At 73.0% G+C, this 17,799-nt stretch carries 14 protein-coding genes; 11 read left to right on the forward strand and 3 right to left on the reverse strand.

Translation table 11 applies throughout. From position 1 onward, the window contains the following. Positions 1-30: 30 nt before the first annotated feature. From DE149_RS09955 to DE149_RS09980, 6 genes are read left to right on the forward strand one after another with little or no spacing between them, the layout of a single operon-like run. Positions 31-2,904, forward strand: coding sequence for a DUF4040 family protein (locus DE149_RS09955; RefSeq protein ID WP_113914423.1), 2,874 nt, complete (start codon positions 31-33; stop codon positions 2,902-2,904). Further along, complete coding sequence (locus DE149_RS09960) at positions 2,901-3,332, forward strand: cation:proton antiporter subunit C (RefSeq protein WP_010078750.1); 432 nt, start codon at positions 2,901-2,903, stop codon at positions 3,330-3,332. Before DE149_RS09955 ends, DE149_RS09960 begins: the two co-directional genes overlap by 4 nt. Beyond that, a complete protein-coding gene (locus tag DE149_RS09965; RefSeq protein ID WP_010078749.1) occupies positions 3,329-4,999 on the forward strand; it encodes a monovalent cation/H+ antiporter subunit D family protein in 1,671 nt (556 codons plus the stop codon). The genes DE149_RS09960 and DE149_RS09965 overlap by 4 nt, the downstream gene beginning before the upstream one ends. A gap of 38 nt (positions 5,000-5,037) precedes the next feature. Beyond that, on the forward strand, positions 5,038-5,472 hold the full coding sequence (locus DE149_RS09970; RefSeq protein WP_010078748.1) for a Na+/H+ antiporter subunit E: 435 nt from the start codon (positions 5,038-5,040) through the stop codon (positions 5,470-5,472). Continuing rightward, positions 5,469-5,753, forward strand: a complete 285-nt coding sequence (locus DE149_RS09975; protein ID WP_010078747.1) for a monovalent cation/H+ antiporter complex subunit F — start codon at positions 5,469-5,471, stop codon at positions 5,751-5,753. Before DE149_RS09970 ends, DE149_RS09975 begins: the two co-directional genes overlap by 4 nt. Before the next feature lie 13 nt (positions 5,754-5,766). Then, the gene (locus DE149_RS09980; protein ID WP_036315347.1) at positions 5,767-6,144 is read left to right on the forward strand and encodes a monovalent cation/H(+) antiporter subunit G; all 378 of its coding nucleotides are present in this window, start codon (positions 5,767-5,769) and stop codon (positions 6,142-6,144) included. Between the two features lie 60 nt (positions 6,145-6,204). Here DE149_RS09980 and DE149_RS09985 read toward each other — a convergent pair whose 3' ends face one another. After that, positions 6,205-6,726, reverse strand: a complete 522-nt coding sequence (locus DE149_RS09985) for a PaaI family thioesterase (RefSeq protein WP_070708811.1) — start codon at positions 6,724-6,726, stop codon at positions 6,205-6,207. Between the two features lie 67 nt (positions 6,727-6,793). On the opposite strand from DE149_RS09985, the gene polA reads away from it, so the two are divergent. The 3 genes from polA (at position 6,794) to rpsA (ending at position 12,564) form a co-directional block, all read left to right on the forward strand. Then, entirely contained in the window at positions 6,794-9,607 is a 2,814-nt protein-coding gene (gene polA / locus DE149_RS09990) for a DNA polymerase I (RefSeq protein ID WP_060973951.1), read from the forward strand. Next, the gene (locus tag DE149_RS09995) at positions 9,591-10,964 is read left to right on the forward strand and encodes a GNAT family N-acetyltransferase (protein ID WP_113914424.1); all 1,374 of its coding nucleotides are present in this window, start codon (positions 9,591-9,593) and stop codon (positions 10,962-10,964) included. The genes polA and DE149_RS09995 overlap by 17 nt, the downstream gene beginning before the upstream one ends. 142 nt (positions 10,965-11,106) lie before the next feature. Continuing rightward, positions 11,107-12,564 carry a 30S ribosomal protein S1 gene (rpsA, locus tag DE149_RS10000; protein WP_036315338.1) on the forward strand — a complete coding sequence of 486 codons (1,458 nt, stop codon included), beginning with the start codon at positions 11,107-11,109 and terminating at the stop codon, positions 12,562-12,564. 135 nt (positions 12,565-12,699) lie between these two features. Here rpsA and DE149_RS10005 read toward each other — a convergent pair whose 3' ends face one another. Together DE149_RS10005 and DE149_RS10010 are read right to left on the reverse strand one after the other, a co-directional pair. Continuing rightward, positions 12,700-13,917, reverse strand: coding sequence for a methyltransferase (locus DE149_RS10005; RefSeq protein ID WP_233490737.1), 1,218 nt, complete (start codon positions 13,915-13,917; stop codon positions 12,700-12,702). After that, positions 13,910-14,611, reverse strand: coding sequence for a YigZ family protein (locus DE149_RS10010; RefSeq protein ID WP_113914426.1), 702 nt, complete (start codon positions 14,609-14,611; stop codon positions 13,910-13,912). Before DE149_RS10010 ends, DE149_RS10005 begins: the two co-directional genes overlap by 8 nt. A 154-nt stretch (positions 14,612-14,765) precedes the next feature. Between DE149_RS10010 and coaE (DE149_RS10015) the strand changes: the two genes are divergently transcribed. Both coaE (DE149_RS10015) and coaE (DE149_RS10020) read left to right on the forward strand, forming a co-directional pair. Next, positions 14,766-17,135 (forward strand): dephospho-CoA kinase, encoded by a 2,370-nt coding sequence (gene coaE / locus DE149_RS10015; protein WP_073116858.1) that lies wholly within the window; start codon positions 14,766-14,768, stop codon positions 17,133-17,135. Beyond that, a complete protein-coding gene (gene coaE / locus DE149_RS10020) occupies positions 17,132-17,779 on the forward strand; it encodes a dephospho-CoA kinase (RefSeq protein ID WP_036315330.1) in 648 nt (215 codons plus the stop codon). The genes coaE (DE149_RS10015) and coaE (DE149_RS10020) overlap by 4 nt, the downstream gene beginning before the upstream one ends. Positions 17,780-17,799 lie beyond the last annotated feature (20 nt).

Raw genomic sequence — 17,799 nt, forward strand, 5'->3', positions numbered from 1 at the left:
GACCGATCGACCCGAGCTGAGTGGTGTCCTGTGCTCCTGACCAGTCTCCTGCTGACCCTCCTCTCGGTGGTGGCGGCCGTCCCGGCCTCCCGCGCGCTGGGCAGGGACGCGGGCTGGGTCCTGGCCGCACCCCTGCTCGCCGCCGCCGGCGTGCTGGTCGCGGCGTGGACGGGCGGCGTCCGGACGGAGCACCATCCGTGGATCCCCGCGATCGGGGTGGACCTCGACCTCCGGCTGAACGGCCTGGCCCTCGTGTTCGCCATGATCGTCCTCGTCATCGGCGCGGCGATCCTCGCCTACTCCAGCCGGTACCTCAGCCGGGACCGCGCGGAGAGCCGCCCCGGCTCCTTCTACCTGCTGATGACCGCGTTCGCGGCGTCGATGCTGCTGCTGGTGCTCGCCGACAACATCGTGGTCCTCTTCGTCGCGTGGGAGTTCACCTCCTTCACCTCCTTCTTCCTCATCGGGCGCTCGGGGGACCACGCCCGCGACCCCGCGATCCGGACCCTGCTCGTGACCGTGGGCGGCGGCCTCGCGCTGCTGGCCGCCGTCGCCCTCATGGCCGTGCGGACCGGCACTGCCTCGCTGTCCGGGGTGTTGGCCTCGGACGTGTGGTCCGAGGCGGGCTTCACCACCACGGTCGCCGTCCTGCTGGCGGTGGCCGCGTTCACCAAGTCCGCCCAGTTCCCGTTCCAGGCGTGGCTGCCGGACTCCATGGTGGCCATCTCCCCGGTCTCCGCCTACCTGCACGCCGCGGCGATGGTCAAGGCCGGCATCTTCCTGCTGCTGGTGTTCAGCCCGGTCCTGGCCGGGAACCCGGTGTGGTCCGCGCTGTTGATCGGCTCGGGCCTCATCACGGCCCTGCTGGGCGCCGTCTCCGCGATCCGTCGCCACGACCTCAAGGGTCTGCTGGCCTACTCCACGATGAGCCAGTTGGGCCTGCTGGTGACCGCCATCGGCATCGGCACCCCCGTCGCGCTTACCGCGGCGATCGTGCACACCGTGGCGCACGCGCTGTTCAAGTCGGCGCTGTTCATGCTGATCGGCGTGGTCGACCACGAGGCCGGCACCCGCGACCTGCGAGAGCTCGCGGCCCGCCACGTGCGCATGCCGGTCACCGGCACGGCGATCGCCGTCGCCGCCCTGTCGATGGCGGGCATCCCGCCGCTGTTCGGCTTCATCTCCAAGGAGGGCCTGGTCGAGGCCGCTCTCGGGACCCCCGGTCCCGCATGGCTCCCCGTCCTCGTCACCGCCGGCATCGCCCTGACCTCCGTGTTCACCGTGGCCTACTCCGGCCGTCTCGTGCTCGGCGCCCTGGGCCTCTGGGGTCCAAGCCCGGACGGGGCCGCCCATTCGTGGCCGACCGGCCGGGAGGACGAGGTCCACGAGGCTCCTGCCACCTTCTGGGGCGTGCCCGTGCTGGCCGCGGCCGCGGGCGTGGCCCTGGGCCTGCTGCCCGGTGTGCTGGACACCCCCGTCTCCTACGCGGCCGAGGCCGCCTCCGGCGCGGAGGTGCACGCGCACCTGGCGCTGTGGCACGGCGTGAACACGGCCCTGCTCGTCTCCGCCGCCATCATCGTGCTCGGTCTGCTGCTGGTGGCCTTGCGCCGCCCGGTGGAGCGCGTGGCCTCCCACGCCGCCCTGCCGTTCTCCGCCCTGGATGCGGTGGACGAGGTTCGGCACCGGCTGATCGGCGTCGGCGCGGTCGTCTCGCGCGCCTCCGGCACCCTGGCTCCCCGCCCCCACCTCCTCATCCCCGCCCTGGTCCTGGGGCTCCTCGCCGTGGCCGGTGTCGCCACGATCGAGGATTTGCCCGCCGTCGTCGGCCAGCCCTCGCGCTGGCACGACTGGGTGCTGGTCGTCCTGGTGGGTGCCGGCGTGATCGCCACCATCCGCGCCAAGACGCGCATCGCCGCCATGGTGGTGGTCGGCGTCGTAGGGTTCGGCATGACCCTGTGGTTCCTCACCCTCGGCGCCGTGGACGTGGCCCTGACCCAGCTGATGGTCGAGGTGCTCACGGTGTGCGTCATGGTGCTGCTGCTGCGCCGCCTGCCCGCCCGCTTCAGCGACGAGCCGACCCCGCGCAGGATGCAGGCGGTCCTCGCCGCCTCCGTCGCCGGCGTCGCCGCGACCCTGGGCGTGCTCGCGTTCACCGGCCGCTCCAGCATGTCGGAGATCGCCCACTTCTACCTGACCCAGAGCTATGCCCAGGCTGGGGGGACCAACGTGGTGAACGTGATCCTCGTGGACTTCCGCGCCGTGGACACGTGGGGCGAGATGACCGTGCTCGGGGCGACGGCGCTGACCATCGCGGCCCTGTTGCTCAACCGTCGGCCGACGCCTCCACAGCCCTCCGCCGTGGACATGCGCTCCCCACTCGCCCACGTGCGCGAGAACCTCGTCCACATCCGGGTGTTCGGCCGTGTCTTCGGCGTGCTGATCATCCTGCTGTCCGCGTTCCTGCTGCTGCGCGGGCACTACGAGCCCGGCGGCGGCTTCATCGCCGCACTGGTCGCCGGTGCCGGCTACGCCCTGCTCTACCTGGCCGCCGACTCGGACACGGCCCCGGAGTTGCGGTGGCCGTACCTGGCCTTCATCGGCTCGGGCATCGCCGTCGGCACCGCGACGGGGATCGTCGGTTACCTCACCGGCAAGGGCTTCCTCGGAGCCGCGGGAGTGAAGGTCCTGGACTACGGGCTCTCCACCACGCTCGCGTTCGACATGGGCGTGTACCTGGCCGTGATCGGCCTGATCGTGGCCGCGTTCTCCCTGCTCGGCCCCGAGCGGCCGGGTGAGGACCCGCTCCGCGCCTCGAGCCGTGACCCCGGCGTCGCGCCGGCGGCCCCGTCCTCCGATCCCTCGGCCCCGACCACCACGACTGCACGAGAGGAGGTCACCCGATGACCGTCGCCCTTACCGTGGGACTTCTGACCTTCGGCGCGTTCTACCTGTTCTCCAAGCGCGAGCTGCTGCGCGTGATCCTCGGCATGGTCCTGCTGGGCCACGCCGCCAACCTGGCCATCATCGCCGCGGGCGGCACCGACCGCCGCGGGCTGCCCTTCGCGGGGACCTCAGACGTCGAGGTGCAGGCCGATGCCCTGCCGCAGGCCTTCGTCCTGACCGCTATCGTGATCGCCTTCGCGATCACCGTGCTGCTGCTCGCGCTGGCCGTCACCGGGCGCGCGGACGACGCGGTGGCCTCGCCGGGGGAGACCCGCGACTCCCTGGAGCAGGCCGCCGCCGACGCACGCTTCCCGCGCGAGGAGCGGCACGCCGCGGCCGGCCGGATCGCGCAGCACTACGCCGGCCAGGGCCCGGAGGTGCGTCGATGAGCGCCGTCCCGCTGGGCCAGCTGCTGCCCCTCTTCGCCGCCGTCCCGCTGCTGTCCGCCGGTCTGCTCGTGCTGGCGGGGGAGCGTCCCCGCCTCCACCGGGCAGTCCTGTTCGCGGTGCTCGGACTCGTCACCACCGGCGGGCTGGCCCTGGGCGTCCACGCCCTCGACGGGTCCGTGCTCGCCACCTCGCTGGGCGGCTGGCCCGGGGGCATCGGGATCGGCTTCGCAGCGGACATGCTGTCCGCCCTGATGCTCGTGCTCACGAGCGCCCTCACGATCGTGGGCGCGGCGTTCGCCTACGGCTCCCGCGTCGCTAACTCCCAGTTCTTCGCCCCGCTGCTCCTGATCCTCATCGGCGGAGTCAACGGCGCCCTGCTGACGGCGGACCTGTTCAACCTGTTCGTGTTCATCGAGGTCATGTTGGTGCCCAGCTACGGCCTCTACGTCCTCTCCGCCAACCGCCGTGAGCCCCTGCGCCGAGTGGACGGGGCGCGGCTGTACGTCACCCTCAACCTGCTAACCTCCACGATCCTCCTGGTCGGCGTCGGCTTCGTCTACGGGCTGACCGGCTCGGTGAACCTCGCGATGCTCGCCGGGTCCGCCGCGGCGGACCCACGCATCGCGATCGCCGCGGGCATGGTGCTGTTCGCACTGTCCATCAAGGCCTCGGTGGCCCCGCTGCACGGCTGGCTGGCCTGGGCGTACTCCTCGACCTCCCCGGCGGTGACGGCCCTCTTCGCCGCCCTGCACACCAAGGTCGCCGTGTACGGGCTCTACCGGATCTACTCCGTCATGTACGACGGCGATGCGCGTCTGCTGCCGCTCATCCTGGTCCTGTCCCTCGCCACCCTCGTGGTGGGTGCGCTCGCCTCGGTCGGTGAGCACGGTGTGCGCGCCGTGTTGTCGTGGCAGATGGTGAGCGGCATCGGCGGCATCCTCGTCGGACTCGGGCTCTCCACGCGCCTGGGTCTCGCGGCGGGCCTGTTCTACCTCGTGCACCACATGGTGGCGATGGGCTGCCTCCTGATGGCGGCCGGCGCGATCGAGGTGCGCTACGGCACCGGCCGTCTCGCGGACCTGCAGGGCCTGGCCCGGCGCGAGCCGCTGATCGCCGTCGCCTTCTTCGTGGGCCTGCTCTCCCTGGTCGGCATCCCGCCCTTCTCCGGGTTCGTGGGCAAGCTCATGCTCGTCAGCGCCGGCCTGGACGCCGGCCGCGGTGTCACCGCTGCGCTGGTGCTGGGCGCCTCCCTGGTGAGCCTGTGGGCTCTGCTGCGGGTGTGGGACGCCTGGTTCTGGGGCGCTCCGACGGCCCCACACGGGCACCGCGAGCGCCTGGCCACCGCGGCCATGCCCATCGTGGGCCGGGCGGGCTCCGTGCCGTCGCCCTCCGGCCGCGGCTCGAGCACCGACCACGAGCGCACCGAGTCGTGGGCCTCGCAGGAAACCCTCGATCCGCCCACGGGCGTGCTGCCGGTGACCGTGGATCCGGACGAGGACGTCACGCGCTCCCGCATCCCAGGCCGGCTGGCCGCCCCCGCCGTCGTCCTAGCTATGGCCACCCTCGCCCTCGGGCTCGGCGGTCAGGCCCTGTGGACCGTCACCGACCTCGCGGCTCAGGGCCTGATGGACCCCAGCAGGTACATCGAGGCGGTGCTCAACCCATGAGCACCGCACTCCCGCAGCCTCCGGAAGGAGACGCCCCCATGCACACCGTCGCCCCCGCCGACGGGACCGTCGACCTGGCGCCCGGCACGGCCTCCGCCGTGTCCTGGCCTTGGCGGTGGCTCGTGTTCTGGTGCTGGTACGCGTGGGCCCTGGTGACCTCTTCGAAGGCGGTCATCAAGGACCTCGTCACCCCCGGCGTCCAGGCGCGCTCGGGCATCGCCCGCGTGCGCAGCAACTGCCGCACGGACGCCGAGGTCACCCTGCTCTCGGCGCTGATCACCCTGACGCCCGGCACGTTGACGCTGGGCACCCGGCGTGCCGGCGCCGTCGGTGACGAGGACGGTGACCCGGACGCGCGGCGCCTGCTCTACGTGCACGGCCTGTACGCTGACGACGCCGACGCCCTGCGCGCGGAGATCCACGACATGGAGGCGCGCATGCTCCACGCGATGCGGAAGACGGGGGTGGCATGATGCCCTTCGCCTACGACTGGTCCCTGGTGGGGATCGACCTGGCCATCGCGCTGCTGACCGTGTCGGCGCTCGTGTCCGCGTACCGGATCGTGGTGGGCCCGCTCGACGCGGACCGCGCGGTCTCGGGCGACCTGCTCACGTTCAGCGTGCTCGGGATGCTCGTGCTGTTCGGCGTCCGGGCGGACAACCCGTGGACGTTCGACTTGGTCCTGATCGCCGCGGTCGTGGCCTTCCTGTCCGGCATGTCCCTGGCCCGCGCGCTCACGCGCGGCAAGCGTTGAGGAGGTCGCACCCGTGGACGTCGTCCTGACCGCCGCCGGCTCCGTGCTCGTGGTGATCGGAGCCCTTGCGTTCGTCACCGCGGGACTCGGTCTGATCCGGTTCCCCGACCCCTACACCCGCGTCTCCGCCGTGGGCACCGCCGGCGGCGTCGGGATGATCCTGATCGTGGTGGGCGCCCTGCTACTGGCCCCGGGGGTGGCCGCGTTCGTGAAGGTGGCCCTGATCGTGGTGCTGCAGCTGGGCTCGGCCTCGGTGGCCACCATGGCCCTGGGCCGCTCGGCCTACCTCACCGGGGTGCCCATGAACCCCGGGCACTACGACGAGCTCGCCGAGGACACCCCGGGGCGCGAGCACGGCGAGCCCGCTCCCCGCGCGCCGGACGAGGTCTGAGACCGCTCGCACGCGGCGTCGGACCGGCCCGTCCCGTCTCCCGGGGCGGGCCGTGCCGCCTCAGGGGCGCGGCGCCAGGACCAGGTTAGTGATGCGGGCGGTCGAGAGCCGCCGGCCCTGCTCGTCCGTCATCACCACCTCATGGGTGACGAGGGTGCCGCCCAGGTGGACGGCGGTCGCGGTGCCGGTCACGAGGCCCGAGCGGACGGCCCGGTGGTGCGTGGCGCTGATCTCGACCCCGACGACGTTGCGGTCCGGCCCGGCGTGGATCTTCGCGGCCATCGAGCCCAGGGACTCGGCGAGCACGAGGTGGGCGCCGCCGTGCAGCAGCCCGACGGGCTGCTCGTTGCCCGCCACGGGCAGGGTGGCGACGGCTCGCTCGGCCGTGAGCTCGAGGAAGCGCAGACCCATCTTCTGGGCGAGGGGGCTGATCGCCGCGCCGCCGAGCGCGGCGACGAGCTCGGGCGTCAGACCGGCCTCGGCGCAGGCCGCCGCCAGCTCGGCGGGGCTCAGCTCGGGGGTGACGCCGGGGCGGTACACGCGGTCGGAGGCGGCGGGGGTGGTCGCAGTGTGCTCACTCATGAGCACTAGGCTGGCACACGCGACCGGTGCGCCCCGCGCCGCGCGCCGAGAGGAGACGTGAGCACCCATGGCGGCAGATCCGACCCCAGAGGCCCCGCAGCGGCTGCTGGTCCTGGACGGGCACTCGATGGCGTTCCGCGCGTTCTACGCGCTGCCCGCCGAGAACTTCGCCACGGACACGGGCCAGCACACGAACGCCGTGTACGGCTTCACCGCCATGCTCCTGACCATGATCCGGCAGCAGCGGCCCACGCACGTGGCCGTGGCGTTCGACCTCTCCGGGCCCACGTTCCGCTCCGAGGAGTACGGTGAGTACAAGGCGGGCCGCTCCGAGACGCCCGCGGAGTTCGCGGGCCAGATCGAGCTGACCGTGAAGGTCATGGAGGCCCTGGGCATCCCCACGCTCACGCTGGAGGGCTACGAGGCCGACGACATCGTGGCCACGCTGTCCGCGCGCGCCGAGGAGGCGGGGTGGGAGGCCGTCGTCGTCTCCGGTGACAGGGACGCGTTCCAGCTCATCTCCGAGCGCACCACCGTGCTCTACCCCAAGAAGGGCGTCTCCGACATCCCGCCGATGGACGCGGACGCCGTCATGGCCAAGTACGGGGTCGCCCCCGCCCAGTACCCCGAGCTCGCGGCCCTCGTCGGCGAGGCCGCGGACAACCTGCCCGGCGTCCCCGGCGTCGGTCCCGGGTTCGCCGCGAAATGGCTGAAGCAGTACGGGGACCTCGACGGCGTGCTCGCACACGCGCACGAGATCACGGGCAAGAAGGGGGAGGCGCTGCGCGAGCATCTCGAGGACGTGCGCCGCAACCGCCGCCTCAACGCCCTCGTGCGCGACCTCGACCTGCCGATCGGGCTCGAGGCGATGCGGCTCGAGATGCCGGAGCGCGAGCCCGTGGAGGAGCTGTTCGACGCGTTGCAGTTCAACCGCATCCGGGAGCGCGTGTTCGAGGTGTTCGGTGAGCGGGTGGGCGAGGACGCGCCGCCCCCCGAGGTCGAGGCCGCCCCGGAGTTCACCGAGGCGACGACGGCCGAGGACGTGCGATCCTTCCTCGCCGCCGAGGCCGGCAACCTGCTCGGCGTCCACGTGGACGTCGAGGGCCCGGCCCTGCTGCCCCGCCGCAAGGTGCCCGTGCCCGGCACGTTCGGCACGCCCGTCGGCGTCGCGCTGGTGGGCGAGCACGCGGGCCTGCACGTCACCCTCGACGGCGACGCCCCGGACCCGGCGCTGGTGGCCGCCGTGCGCGAGGCCCTGGGCGAGGGCGGACTGGCCAAGGCCGTGCACGACCTCAAGCGCACGCTCAAGGCGCTGGCCGCGCCCACCGAGGGGGACGGGCTCGGCCGGGACGCGGCCCTGGACGGCGTGGTGGACGACGTGCTGCTTTCGGCCTACCTGATCCAGCCGGACCGGCGGGACACCTCGCTCGAGGCGCTGGCGGAGGCGCATCTGCACACCCCCCTCACCGCCCCGCGCGAGCCCGCGCAGCAGCGGGCGCAGGGGACGTTCGACCTCGACGGGGGTCAGGCCGCCGCCGAACGCGCGGACCGCGCCGCGGACGCCGTGAGGGCCGCCTGGGTGGTGCGCCGTCTCTCCACCCAGTTCACGCCCCAGGTGCTCGACCGCGGGGCCCAGCGGCTGCTGCAGGAGCTCGAGATCCCGCTCTCGCGGCTGCTCGCCCGGATGGAGCTGACCGGCATCGCCGTCGACGTCGACGCCCTGACCGGCCTGCGCGAGGACTTCACCGACGCCGCCGACGCCGCCAAGGAGTCCGCGTGGGCGTCCGTCGCGGAGGAGACCGGCGGGATGCAGGTCAACCTCGGCTCGCCCAAGCAGCTGCAGGAGGTGCTGTTCGAGCGGCTCAACATGCCGCGCACGCGCAAGACGAAGACCGGCTACTCCACGGACGTGGACTCGCTGCAGGACCTGCTCGAGCAGACCCGGCACCCGTTCCTCGAGAACCTGATGGCCCACCGTGACGCCACGAAGCTCCGGCAGACCGTGGAGGGGCTGCTCGAGACCGTCGCCCCGGACGGCCGCATCCACACCACCTACTCGCAGACCGCCGCCGCCACGGGCCGGCTGTCTTCGCTGCACCCGAACCTCCAGAACATCCCGGTGCGCACCGAGGCGGGCCGCCGCATCCGTGAGGTGTTCGTGGCGGACGAGGTGGCCGGCGAGCAGGCCGTGCTGCTCTCGGCCGACTACTCCCAGATCGAGATGCGCATCATGGCGCACCTGTCCGAGGACGAGGGGCTGATCCAGGCCTTCCGCGAGGGCGAGGACCTGCACTCGTTCGTCGGCTCGCAGGTGTTCGGCGTGGACCCGGACGACGTCACCGCCGAGCAGCGCGCCAAGGTGAAGGCGATGAGCTACGGCCTGGCCTACGGGCTGTCCTCCTTCGGGCTGTCCAAGCAGCTGAAGATCTCGGTGGACGAGGCGCGCGGCCTCATGAAGGGCTACTTCGACCGCTTCGGCGGCGTGCGCGACTACCTGCGCGACGTCGTCGCGCAGGCCCGACAGGACGGGTACACCTCGACGATCGAGGGGCGCCGCCGCTACCTCCCGGACCTCAGCTCGGACAACCGTCAGCTGCGGGACATGGCCGAGCGCGCCGCGCTCAACGCCCCCATCCAGGGCTCGGCCGCGGACATCATCAAGCGCGCGATGCTCGACGTGCAGGCCGGCCTCGAGGAGCACGGGCTGGCCTCGCGGCTGCTGCTGCAGGTCCATGACGAGCTCATCCTCGAGGTCCCGGCCGCCGAGCTCGAGCAGGCCACGGCGCTCCTGAAGGAGCGGATGGGCCGGGCGGCCGAGCTCTCCGTGCCGCTCGACGTGCACGTCGGCCGGGGAAGGAGCTGGCATGACGCCGCACACTGACACACCGGAGGGTCCGTCGCTGCGGCGGCTGGCCGACGCCGCCGAGGCCCGGCTCGGCGAGCACGGCCTCGCGCTGCGCGACCTCGGGGTCCTCGGCCCCGAGGACCCCGCCGCATCGCACTTCGCGGCCGCGGTCGAACGGGGCTTCTACGAGACGGTGCCCACGGGCGCCGCGCTCCGCCAGCAGCTCGAGGCCCACGCGGCCGACGGACGGCGCCGGCTCGGCGTCTACGCGCCGGGGGACGACCCGGCGGCCCGCCGCCCCGCCGCCACCTTCGAGGACTTCGTGCAGCCGCTGACCACGTGGCCCGGCCGCACCGTCGACGCCTGGCTGATCACCGACGTGACCGTCTCGCCGGACGCCCGCCGGCGCGGCGTGCTGCGGGCCATGATGCTCAGGTCCCTCGCGGACGCCCGCGACGCCGGCCTGTGCGCGGCCGCCCTGACCGCGACCGAGGCCGCCATCTACGGCCGCTTCGGCTTCGGGGCCGCCACCCGGTGGCACGCCGTGCGGATCGACGTCTCGGGCGCCCCCGCGTTCACGGGCGCCCCGGCCGGCGGGCGGGTCACGGTCGAGGAGCCGCGGGAGATCCCCGGCCTCGTGGACGAGCTGTACGGGCGGGTGCTGCCGGCCACCCCGGGCTCGGTCCAGCGGACCTCGTTCAGCGTGCATCGCTGGGAGGACCGCGAGGCGAGTCGGAACGAGGGGCGCGGCTCGGGGCTGTACGCGGCGGTCCACCGCGACGACGACGGGCGGGTCCAGGGCGTCGCGCTGTATCGGTTCGAGGGCTGGGAGAAGGAGCCGCCCACGATCACCGTCACCGCGTTCCTCGCGGCGACCGCCGACGCGCGGCGCGGGCTCGTCCACCACCTGGCCCGACTGGACCTGGTCGAGCGGATCGAGTGGGGCCGCGCGCCCGAGCCCGGTTGGCTCGAGGCGCTCTTCGTCGACGAGCGGCGGGTGAGTCGGCACCGCGGCTCCGACGACCTGTACCTGCGGGTCCTGAACCTGCCCGCCGCCATGGCGGCCCGTGGCTGGGCGGGCGACGGGGAGGTCGTCGTCGCCGTCGAGGACGCGCTCGGCGCGATCGACGGGACGTGGCGGCTCACCGTCCGCCAGGGGCGCGGCGCCGCCGAGCGGTTGGGCCCCGCGGCCGACGCCGTGGGCCTGGGCGCGGGACTCCGGCTCGACGCGGCCCGGTTCTCCGCGCTCTGGCTCGGCGGGCACTCCCGCGGGGCCGGCGCCGCGGTGCTGGCGGAGGCCGGTGTCGTGGCGGAGCTGCGGGCCGGCGCGGCGGAGGCGTTCGACGGGCTTGTGCGACCCAGCCGACCCCTGCACACCCTCGTCGGCTTCTGATACGCTGGACGAGCACATTCGTGCGCGTTTGATACATGTCCATCACGACCCACGCCGGGTGGGGCCCCTCTGGTGCCCGGATGCCGCCCACCGGCGGCATCGATCCCGACGTGACCCCCGATCCCAACGGAGTCCCTCCTACATGACCACCACTTCCAACGCCCCGCAGGTCGCCATCAACGACATCGGCTCTGCCGAGGACCTGCTCGCCGCCATCGACGCGACCATCAAGTACTTCAACGATGGCGACCTCGTCGAGGGCACCGTCGTCAAGGTGGACCGCGACGAGGTCCTGCTCGACATCGGCTACAAGACCGAGGGCGTCATCCCGTCCCGCGAGCTGTCCATCAAGCACGACGTGGACCCGGACGAGGTCGTGGCCGTGGGCGACACCGTCGAGGCCCTGGTCCTCACCAAGGAGGACAAGGAGGGTCGCCTGATCCTCTCGAAGAAGCGCGCCCAGTACGAGCGCGCCTGGGGCGACATCGAGAAGATCAAGGAGGAGGACGGCGTCGTCGAGGGCACCGTCATCGAGGTGGTCAAGGGCGGCCTCATCCTCGACATCGGCCTGCGCGGCTTCCTCCCGGCCTCCCTCGTGGAGATGCGCCGCGTGCGCGACCTGGCCCCCTACATCGGCCAGAAGCTCGAGGCGAAGATCATCGAGCTGGACAAGAACCGCAACAACGTGGTCCTGTCCCGCCGCGCCTGGCTCGAGCAGACCCAGTCCGAGGTCCGCTCCAACTTCCTCCACAAGCTGGAGAAGGGCCAGGTCCGCAACGGCACCGTGTCCTCCATCGTCAACTTCGGCGCCTTCGTGGACCTGGGCGGCGTGGACGGCCTCGTGCACGTCTCCGAGCTGTCCTGGAAGCACATCGATCACCCGTCCGAGGTCGTCGAGGTGGGCCAGGAGGTCACCGTCGAGGTCCTCGAGGTGGACATGGACCGCGAGCGTGTCTCCCTGTCGCTGAAGGCGACCCAGGAGGACCCGTGGCAGCTCTTCGCCCGCACCCACGCCCTCGGCCAGGTCGTGCCGGGCAAGGTCACCAAGCTCGTGCCGTTCGGTGCGTTCGTCCGCGTGGAGGACGGCATCGAGGGCCTCGTGCACATCTCGGAGCTGGCCTCGCGCCACATCGACACCGCCGAGCAGGTCGTGTCGGTCAACGACGAGCTGTTCGTCAAGGTCATCGACATCGACCTCGAGCGTCGCCGCATCTCCCTGTCCCTCAAGCAGGCCAACGAGGGCGTGGACCCCGAGGGCACCGAGTTCGACCCGGCGCTCTACGGCATGGCCGCGGAGTACGACGAGGAGGGCAACTACAAGTACCCCGAGGGCTTCGACGTCGAGACCAACGAGTGGATGGAGGGCTTCGAGACCGAGCGCGCCGCCTGGGAGCAGCAGTACGCCGACGCTCAGGCCCGCTGGGAGGCCCACAAGGAGCAGGTGCGCCGCTCCCTCCAGGAGGAGGCCACCGCCGGCGCCGACGCCGGTGCGGGCCTGGGCGGCTCGTCCTACTCCTCCGAGGCCCCGTCCTCGGACGGAGGCACCCTGGCCTCCGACGAGGCCCTCGCCGCCCTGCGCGAGAAGCTCACCGGCAACTGATCGCCGCGGTGCGTGACCGTCCCTGACGGCCCGCGCCGAGCACCCGACGCCCCGTCCCTCCCTCCGGAGGGGCGGGGCGTCGTCGCGTCCCGGGGGGCTGGCCGTGGGGGAGCGGACGGGACCCGACGGCCGCGCTCAGCGGCGCTCGGAGACCGTCACGGTGAACGTGCGGTCGCGCGCCGTCTGCCGGGTCGGCCCGACGAGGTCCTCCAGCACCGGCCGGTACCGCAGGTGCGAGTTCCAGACGCACCACAGCCGGCCGCCCGGCTCCAGCACCCGCGCCGCGGCCGCCACCAGCCGGTGGGCCACGGAGGGGTCCACGGCGTTACCGTCGTGGAACGGGGGATTCAGGAGCACGCACTCCTCCGTCCCGTCCGGCCACGTGGTCAGGGCGTCGTCGCGCACGGCCCGGACGCGGTCCGCCACGCGGTTCGCGCGGGCCGTGGCGAGCGTCGAGGCGACCGCCACGGCGGACTGGTCGGTGGCCAGCACGGTGACGTGCGGCCACAGCCGCGCCGCCCCGACCGAGAGCAGCCCGTTGCCGCACCCCAGGTCCACGAGGCGCCCCGGCGGGCGCGGGTCGTCGGCGAGCGAGGTGAGCAGCAGACGGGAGCCCGGGTCGGCGGCGGCTCCACCGAAGGCGCCGGCGTGGGCCACCAGGTGCAGGCGCCCCACGCCGGGGACGTCGCGGTCGGCCTCCTCCGGCGGCCGGGGGGTCACGCCGGGACGCGGGCCCCGGGCCGTGAGCACGCGCGCCTTGCGGCGTCCCCGTCCGGCGACGACGTCCTCGAACGCCGCGCCGAGCACCGCGTTCATGCGCGGACTCATGTGCTTGTCGCGGCCGCCGGCCAGCAGGACCACGCCGGGGTCGGCCACGGCTGCGACGATCCGGGACAGCCGGTCGAGCTCGTCGAGCGAGCGGGGCAGCGGCAGCAGGACCGTCCGGGCGCCCCGGGCCGCCTCCTCAGGCGTGGCCGTTCGCTCGAGCTCGCCCGTCTCCCCGCCGAGGCGACCGGCGGCGCGCCACGCGGCGAGGTTCGCGTCCAGCGAGCGCTCGGCGGAGGCGTCGTCCTGGTGGATCCGCACGTCGTGGCCGGCCGTGAGCAGGGGCAGGGTCAGCGCGCCGTGCCGGTCCTCCAGGACGGCCACCGGGCCGGGGACGTGCCCGCTCGCGATCCACCCGGCCAGGGTGTCGAGCAGGAGCAGGTCCGCCGCGTCGTGGGCCTGACGGTCGGGCTCGGGCGGCAGCGGCCACCGATCCAGCGCCCCGAAGTCCACGCCCGCGGTGAGGTCGTCCGGCAGCCCGCCACGGGCGACATCGGGGGTGACCCCCCGGGGCAACGGCTCACTCATGGTCCACCCAGTCCTCTCCGATCCGCTCCGCATGCTCCGCGCCGGCCGTGACGTCCGCGAGCCGCGCCGCGAACGCCGCGCGGTCCTCCTCGGTGTCCGGCACGCCGACCGTCAGGCGGACCCCCGCGGCGCCGTAGCTCGCCTCCAGCACGGACACGCCCGCCGCGCGCAGCTCGTTCTCCCACCGGCCGGCGTCGGTGTGGGGCGCCTCCACCGCGAGCAGGGCCAGCCGGGAGCGGGTGCGCAGCGGGGCGGCGTCGAGTGCCCCGGACACCGAGTCCGAGTAGGCGCGCACCAGGCCCCCGGCGCCCAGCTTGATCCCCCCGAACCAGCGCACGACGACGGCGCACACGTCCGTCAGGTCGGTCCGGCCCGGCGCGGTCTCGCGCTGGAGGACGGCCTCGAGCATGGGGACGCCGGCCGTGCCGGCGGGCTCGCCGTCGTCGCTGGAGCGCATCCGGTCCCGGGCGGGGCCGAGGACGAACGCGCTGCACACGTGCCGCGCGTCGTGGTGCCGGCGCCGCAGGACGGCGACCATCTCGCGCGCCTGCGCCTCGTCCTCGACGCGCCCGAGGTAGGTGAGGAAGCGGCTGCGGCGGATCTCCACCCCCCGTTCCAGCCAGCCGTCGGGGTCGCGGGCGGACGCCGGCAGGACCGTGCAGCGCGCGGTCGGGGCGGGGGCGGGATCGGGCATGACCCCACCCTAGGGGCTGGCCGAGGACGGGCACGCCGTCGAGCCCCGACGTGAGCTTCGGTACAGTGGAAGACCGTGCCACCCGGCACCGGCCCACCGGTGAGCGAGCACGCGTGCCGCCGCGGGCCTCCCACGACCCTGTCCCGGGAGACTCATGACTTCCCCGCTCACTCGCCTGCACGACACGTTGGGGCTCCGCACGAGTCCGGCGATCTTCTTCGGATCGGCCGCCGCGGTCGTCCTCTTCACCGCCGCGATGGGCCTGTTCCCGGGCCCGGTCCAGGCGGCCTTCGGCGTGGTCTCGAGCTGGCTGCGCTACGACGTCGGCTGGATCTACACGCTCAGCCTGACCCTGCTGGTGGCGTTCCTGTTCATCCTCGCCGTGACCCGGTACGGCCGGGTCAAGCTCGGCGACGACGACGCGGTGCCGGAGTACTCCGGCCTGACCTGGTTCGGCATGATGTTCGCCGCCGGCGTCGGCGCGGTGCTGATGTTCTGGGGCATCGCGGAGCCGATGAACCACTACGCCAACCCGCCCATGGCGGGGACGGAGCCGTTCTCCGACCGCGCGGCCTCGGAGGCCATGGCGATCGCGAACTTCCACTTCGGCATCCACATGTGGGCGATCCTGCTCGTCCCGGGCCTGTGCTTCGGCTACTTCACGTACAAGCGCAAGCTGCCCCCGCGCGTGTCCTCCGCCTTCCAGCCCCTCCTCGGCGATCGCATCCACGGCCCCATCGGCAAGACGATCGACATCATCGCCGTGGTCTCCACCGTGTTCGGCCTCGGCGTGTCCGTGGGCCTGGGCGCCCTGCAGATCAACGCGGGCATGAACTACGTGCTGGGCACCCCCGTGGCCGGCTGGGTCCAGGCGCTCATCCTGGCCGTCGTCACCGCCGTGGGCACGGCCTCCGTGCTGGTCGGCATGGACAAGGGCGTCAAGCGGCTGTCCTACGCCAACATCCTGCTGGCGATCGCCCTGCTCGTGTACGTCCTGATGTGGGCCGTCTCCAGCATGGACGTCATCCGCGGCACCGTGCAGGCGATCGGCGAGTACGCCTCCATGCTGCCCGTGCTCTCCACCTACAACGACACGTACAACTCGGGCCAGTGGTCCGGTGACTGGACCGTTTTCTACTGGGCCTGGACCGTGACGTGGGCGCCCTTCGTGGGGATGTTCTTCGCCCGCATCTCACGCGGCCGCACCATCCGCTCCTTCATCATGGCCGGCCTCGGCCTGCCCACGGCGTTCGTCATCATCTGGATGGGCATCTACGGCTACTCCGCGTTCCAGTCGGACCGCGCCACCGCGCCGGCGCCGGGCCAGGGCGGTGACCTCACGCAGACGATCGTCACCGACGGCAACGTCCAGGCCGCCCTGTTCCAGCACCTGCAGGGCACGCCGCTCTACACGGTGGTCGCGGTCGTGGCGCTCGTGGTCATTACGCTGTTCTTCATCACCTCGATCGACTCGGGCGCGCTCGTGATGGACGCGATGGCCAATGGCCACGAGGATGCCGCGCCCCGCCGCCAGTCCGTGTTCTGGGCCGTGTCCATCGGCGCGGTCTGCGCGGCCATCATCCTCACCGCGGGCGAGAACGGCCTGGCGGCGCTGCAGGAGGTCATCATCGTGATCGGCCTGCCCATCCTGCTCATCACCGTCACGCAGGCCGCACTGCTGCTGCAGGCCCTGCGCGAGGACGCGGGTGCCGCGCGGCCCATGCGGACCCGCCAGTGGAAGCAGGTGCTGCCGGTCGAGGAGTACCGCCGCCGCGCCACCGAGGACGGCGTGGACGTCTCGGACTTCGTGATCCGCCCCGAGTTCGAGGTCGGCACCGAGCCGGAGAACGACACGCACACCCCGAAGACGTGGCACCAGCAGCGCATCGACGCGGCCAAGGCCCTCGTCACCGTCGGCCTGACCGGCGGCATCGCCTCGGGCCGCACCGAGGTCGGCGCGGAGCTCGAGCGGCTGGGGGCCGTCGTCGTGGAGTTCGATGACCTGATGGGGGAGATCCTCGTGCCCGGCAGCCCCGTGCTCGAGGAGCTCCGCTCGGTCTTCGGCGAGGACATCGTCCGCGCGGACGGCACCCTGGACGCGCGCACCCTCAACCGGCTCACCGCCGAGAGCTCGACCGCCCGGACGCGCATGTACGAGATCGTCGCCCCGGCGGTGCGCGACGAGGCGAACCGCCGGGCTCGCGAGGTCGGCGAGGACTCCGTGCTGGTGGTCGACCTGGCCCTGCTGGCCGAGACCGGCTCCGAGCACGACTTCGACCAGGTGCTGGCCGTCTCTGCTCCCGCCGAGGTGCGTGTCGCCCGGCTCATGGAGTCCCACGACATGACCCGCGAGCAGGCCTGGGCCTTCATCGATGAGGAGGCGGCGGACGAGGAGCGGGCCGAGATCGCGGACACCGTGATCGAGAACGACGGCTCGCTCGAGGACCTGAAGGAGGCCGTCCGGGCATACTGGGAGGCCAAGATCCAGCCTCAGCTCGAGGCTGCCCGAGGAGAGCGCGTATGACCGAGACCGACCCGGTGGCCGAACGGCCGCGCGTCCATGTGGGCCTGACCGGCGGGATCGCCGCCGGCAAGTCCGCGGTGGCCCGCGTCCTGCAGGAGCGTGGCGCGCTCCTGGTGGACTCGGACGCCCTCGCCCGGTTGGTCCTCGAGAAGGGCACCGATGGGCTGGCCGCCGTCCAGGACGAGTTCGGGGACCGCGTCATCACCGCGGACGGTGAGCTCGACCGCGTCGAGATGGCCCGCATCGTCTTCGGGGACGAGGGCGCCCGACAGCGCCTGAACCGCATCGTGCACCCCCGGATCAGGGCTGCGGCCCGGCGCATCGTCGCCGAGGCCGGGCCGGACGCCGTCGTGGTCCAGGATGTGCCGCTGCTGGTGGAGACCGGGCAGGCGGACGCGTTCGATCTCGTGATCGTGGTGGAGGCTCCGCTCGAGGAGCGCCTGCGCCGGATGGTGGAGGACCGCGGCATGAGCCGCGCGGACGCCGAGGCGCGGATCGCGGCCCAGGCCACGGACGAGCAGCGGCGCGCCGTCGCGGACGTGGTCATCGTCAACGACGCCGACCTCGAGCGGCTCGCGTCCGTGGCGAACCAGGTGTGGGACCGGTTCCTCGCCCCCGGCGCGGCTGAGCCCTCGGCGGACTGACCGCCGGGGTGTCCGGGGCG

It is taken from the genome of Micrococcus sp. KT16 (assembly GCF_003315015.1).
Taxonomy (GTDB): domain Bacteria; phylum Actinomycetota; class Actinomycetes; order Actinomycetales; family Micrococcaceae; genus Micrococcus; species Micrococcus luteus.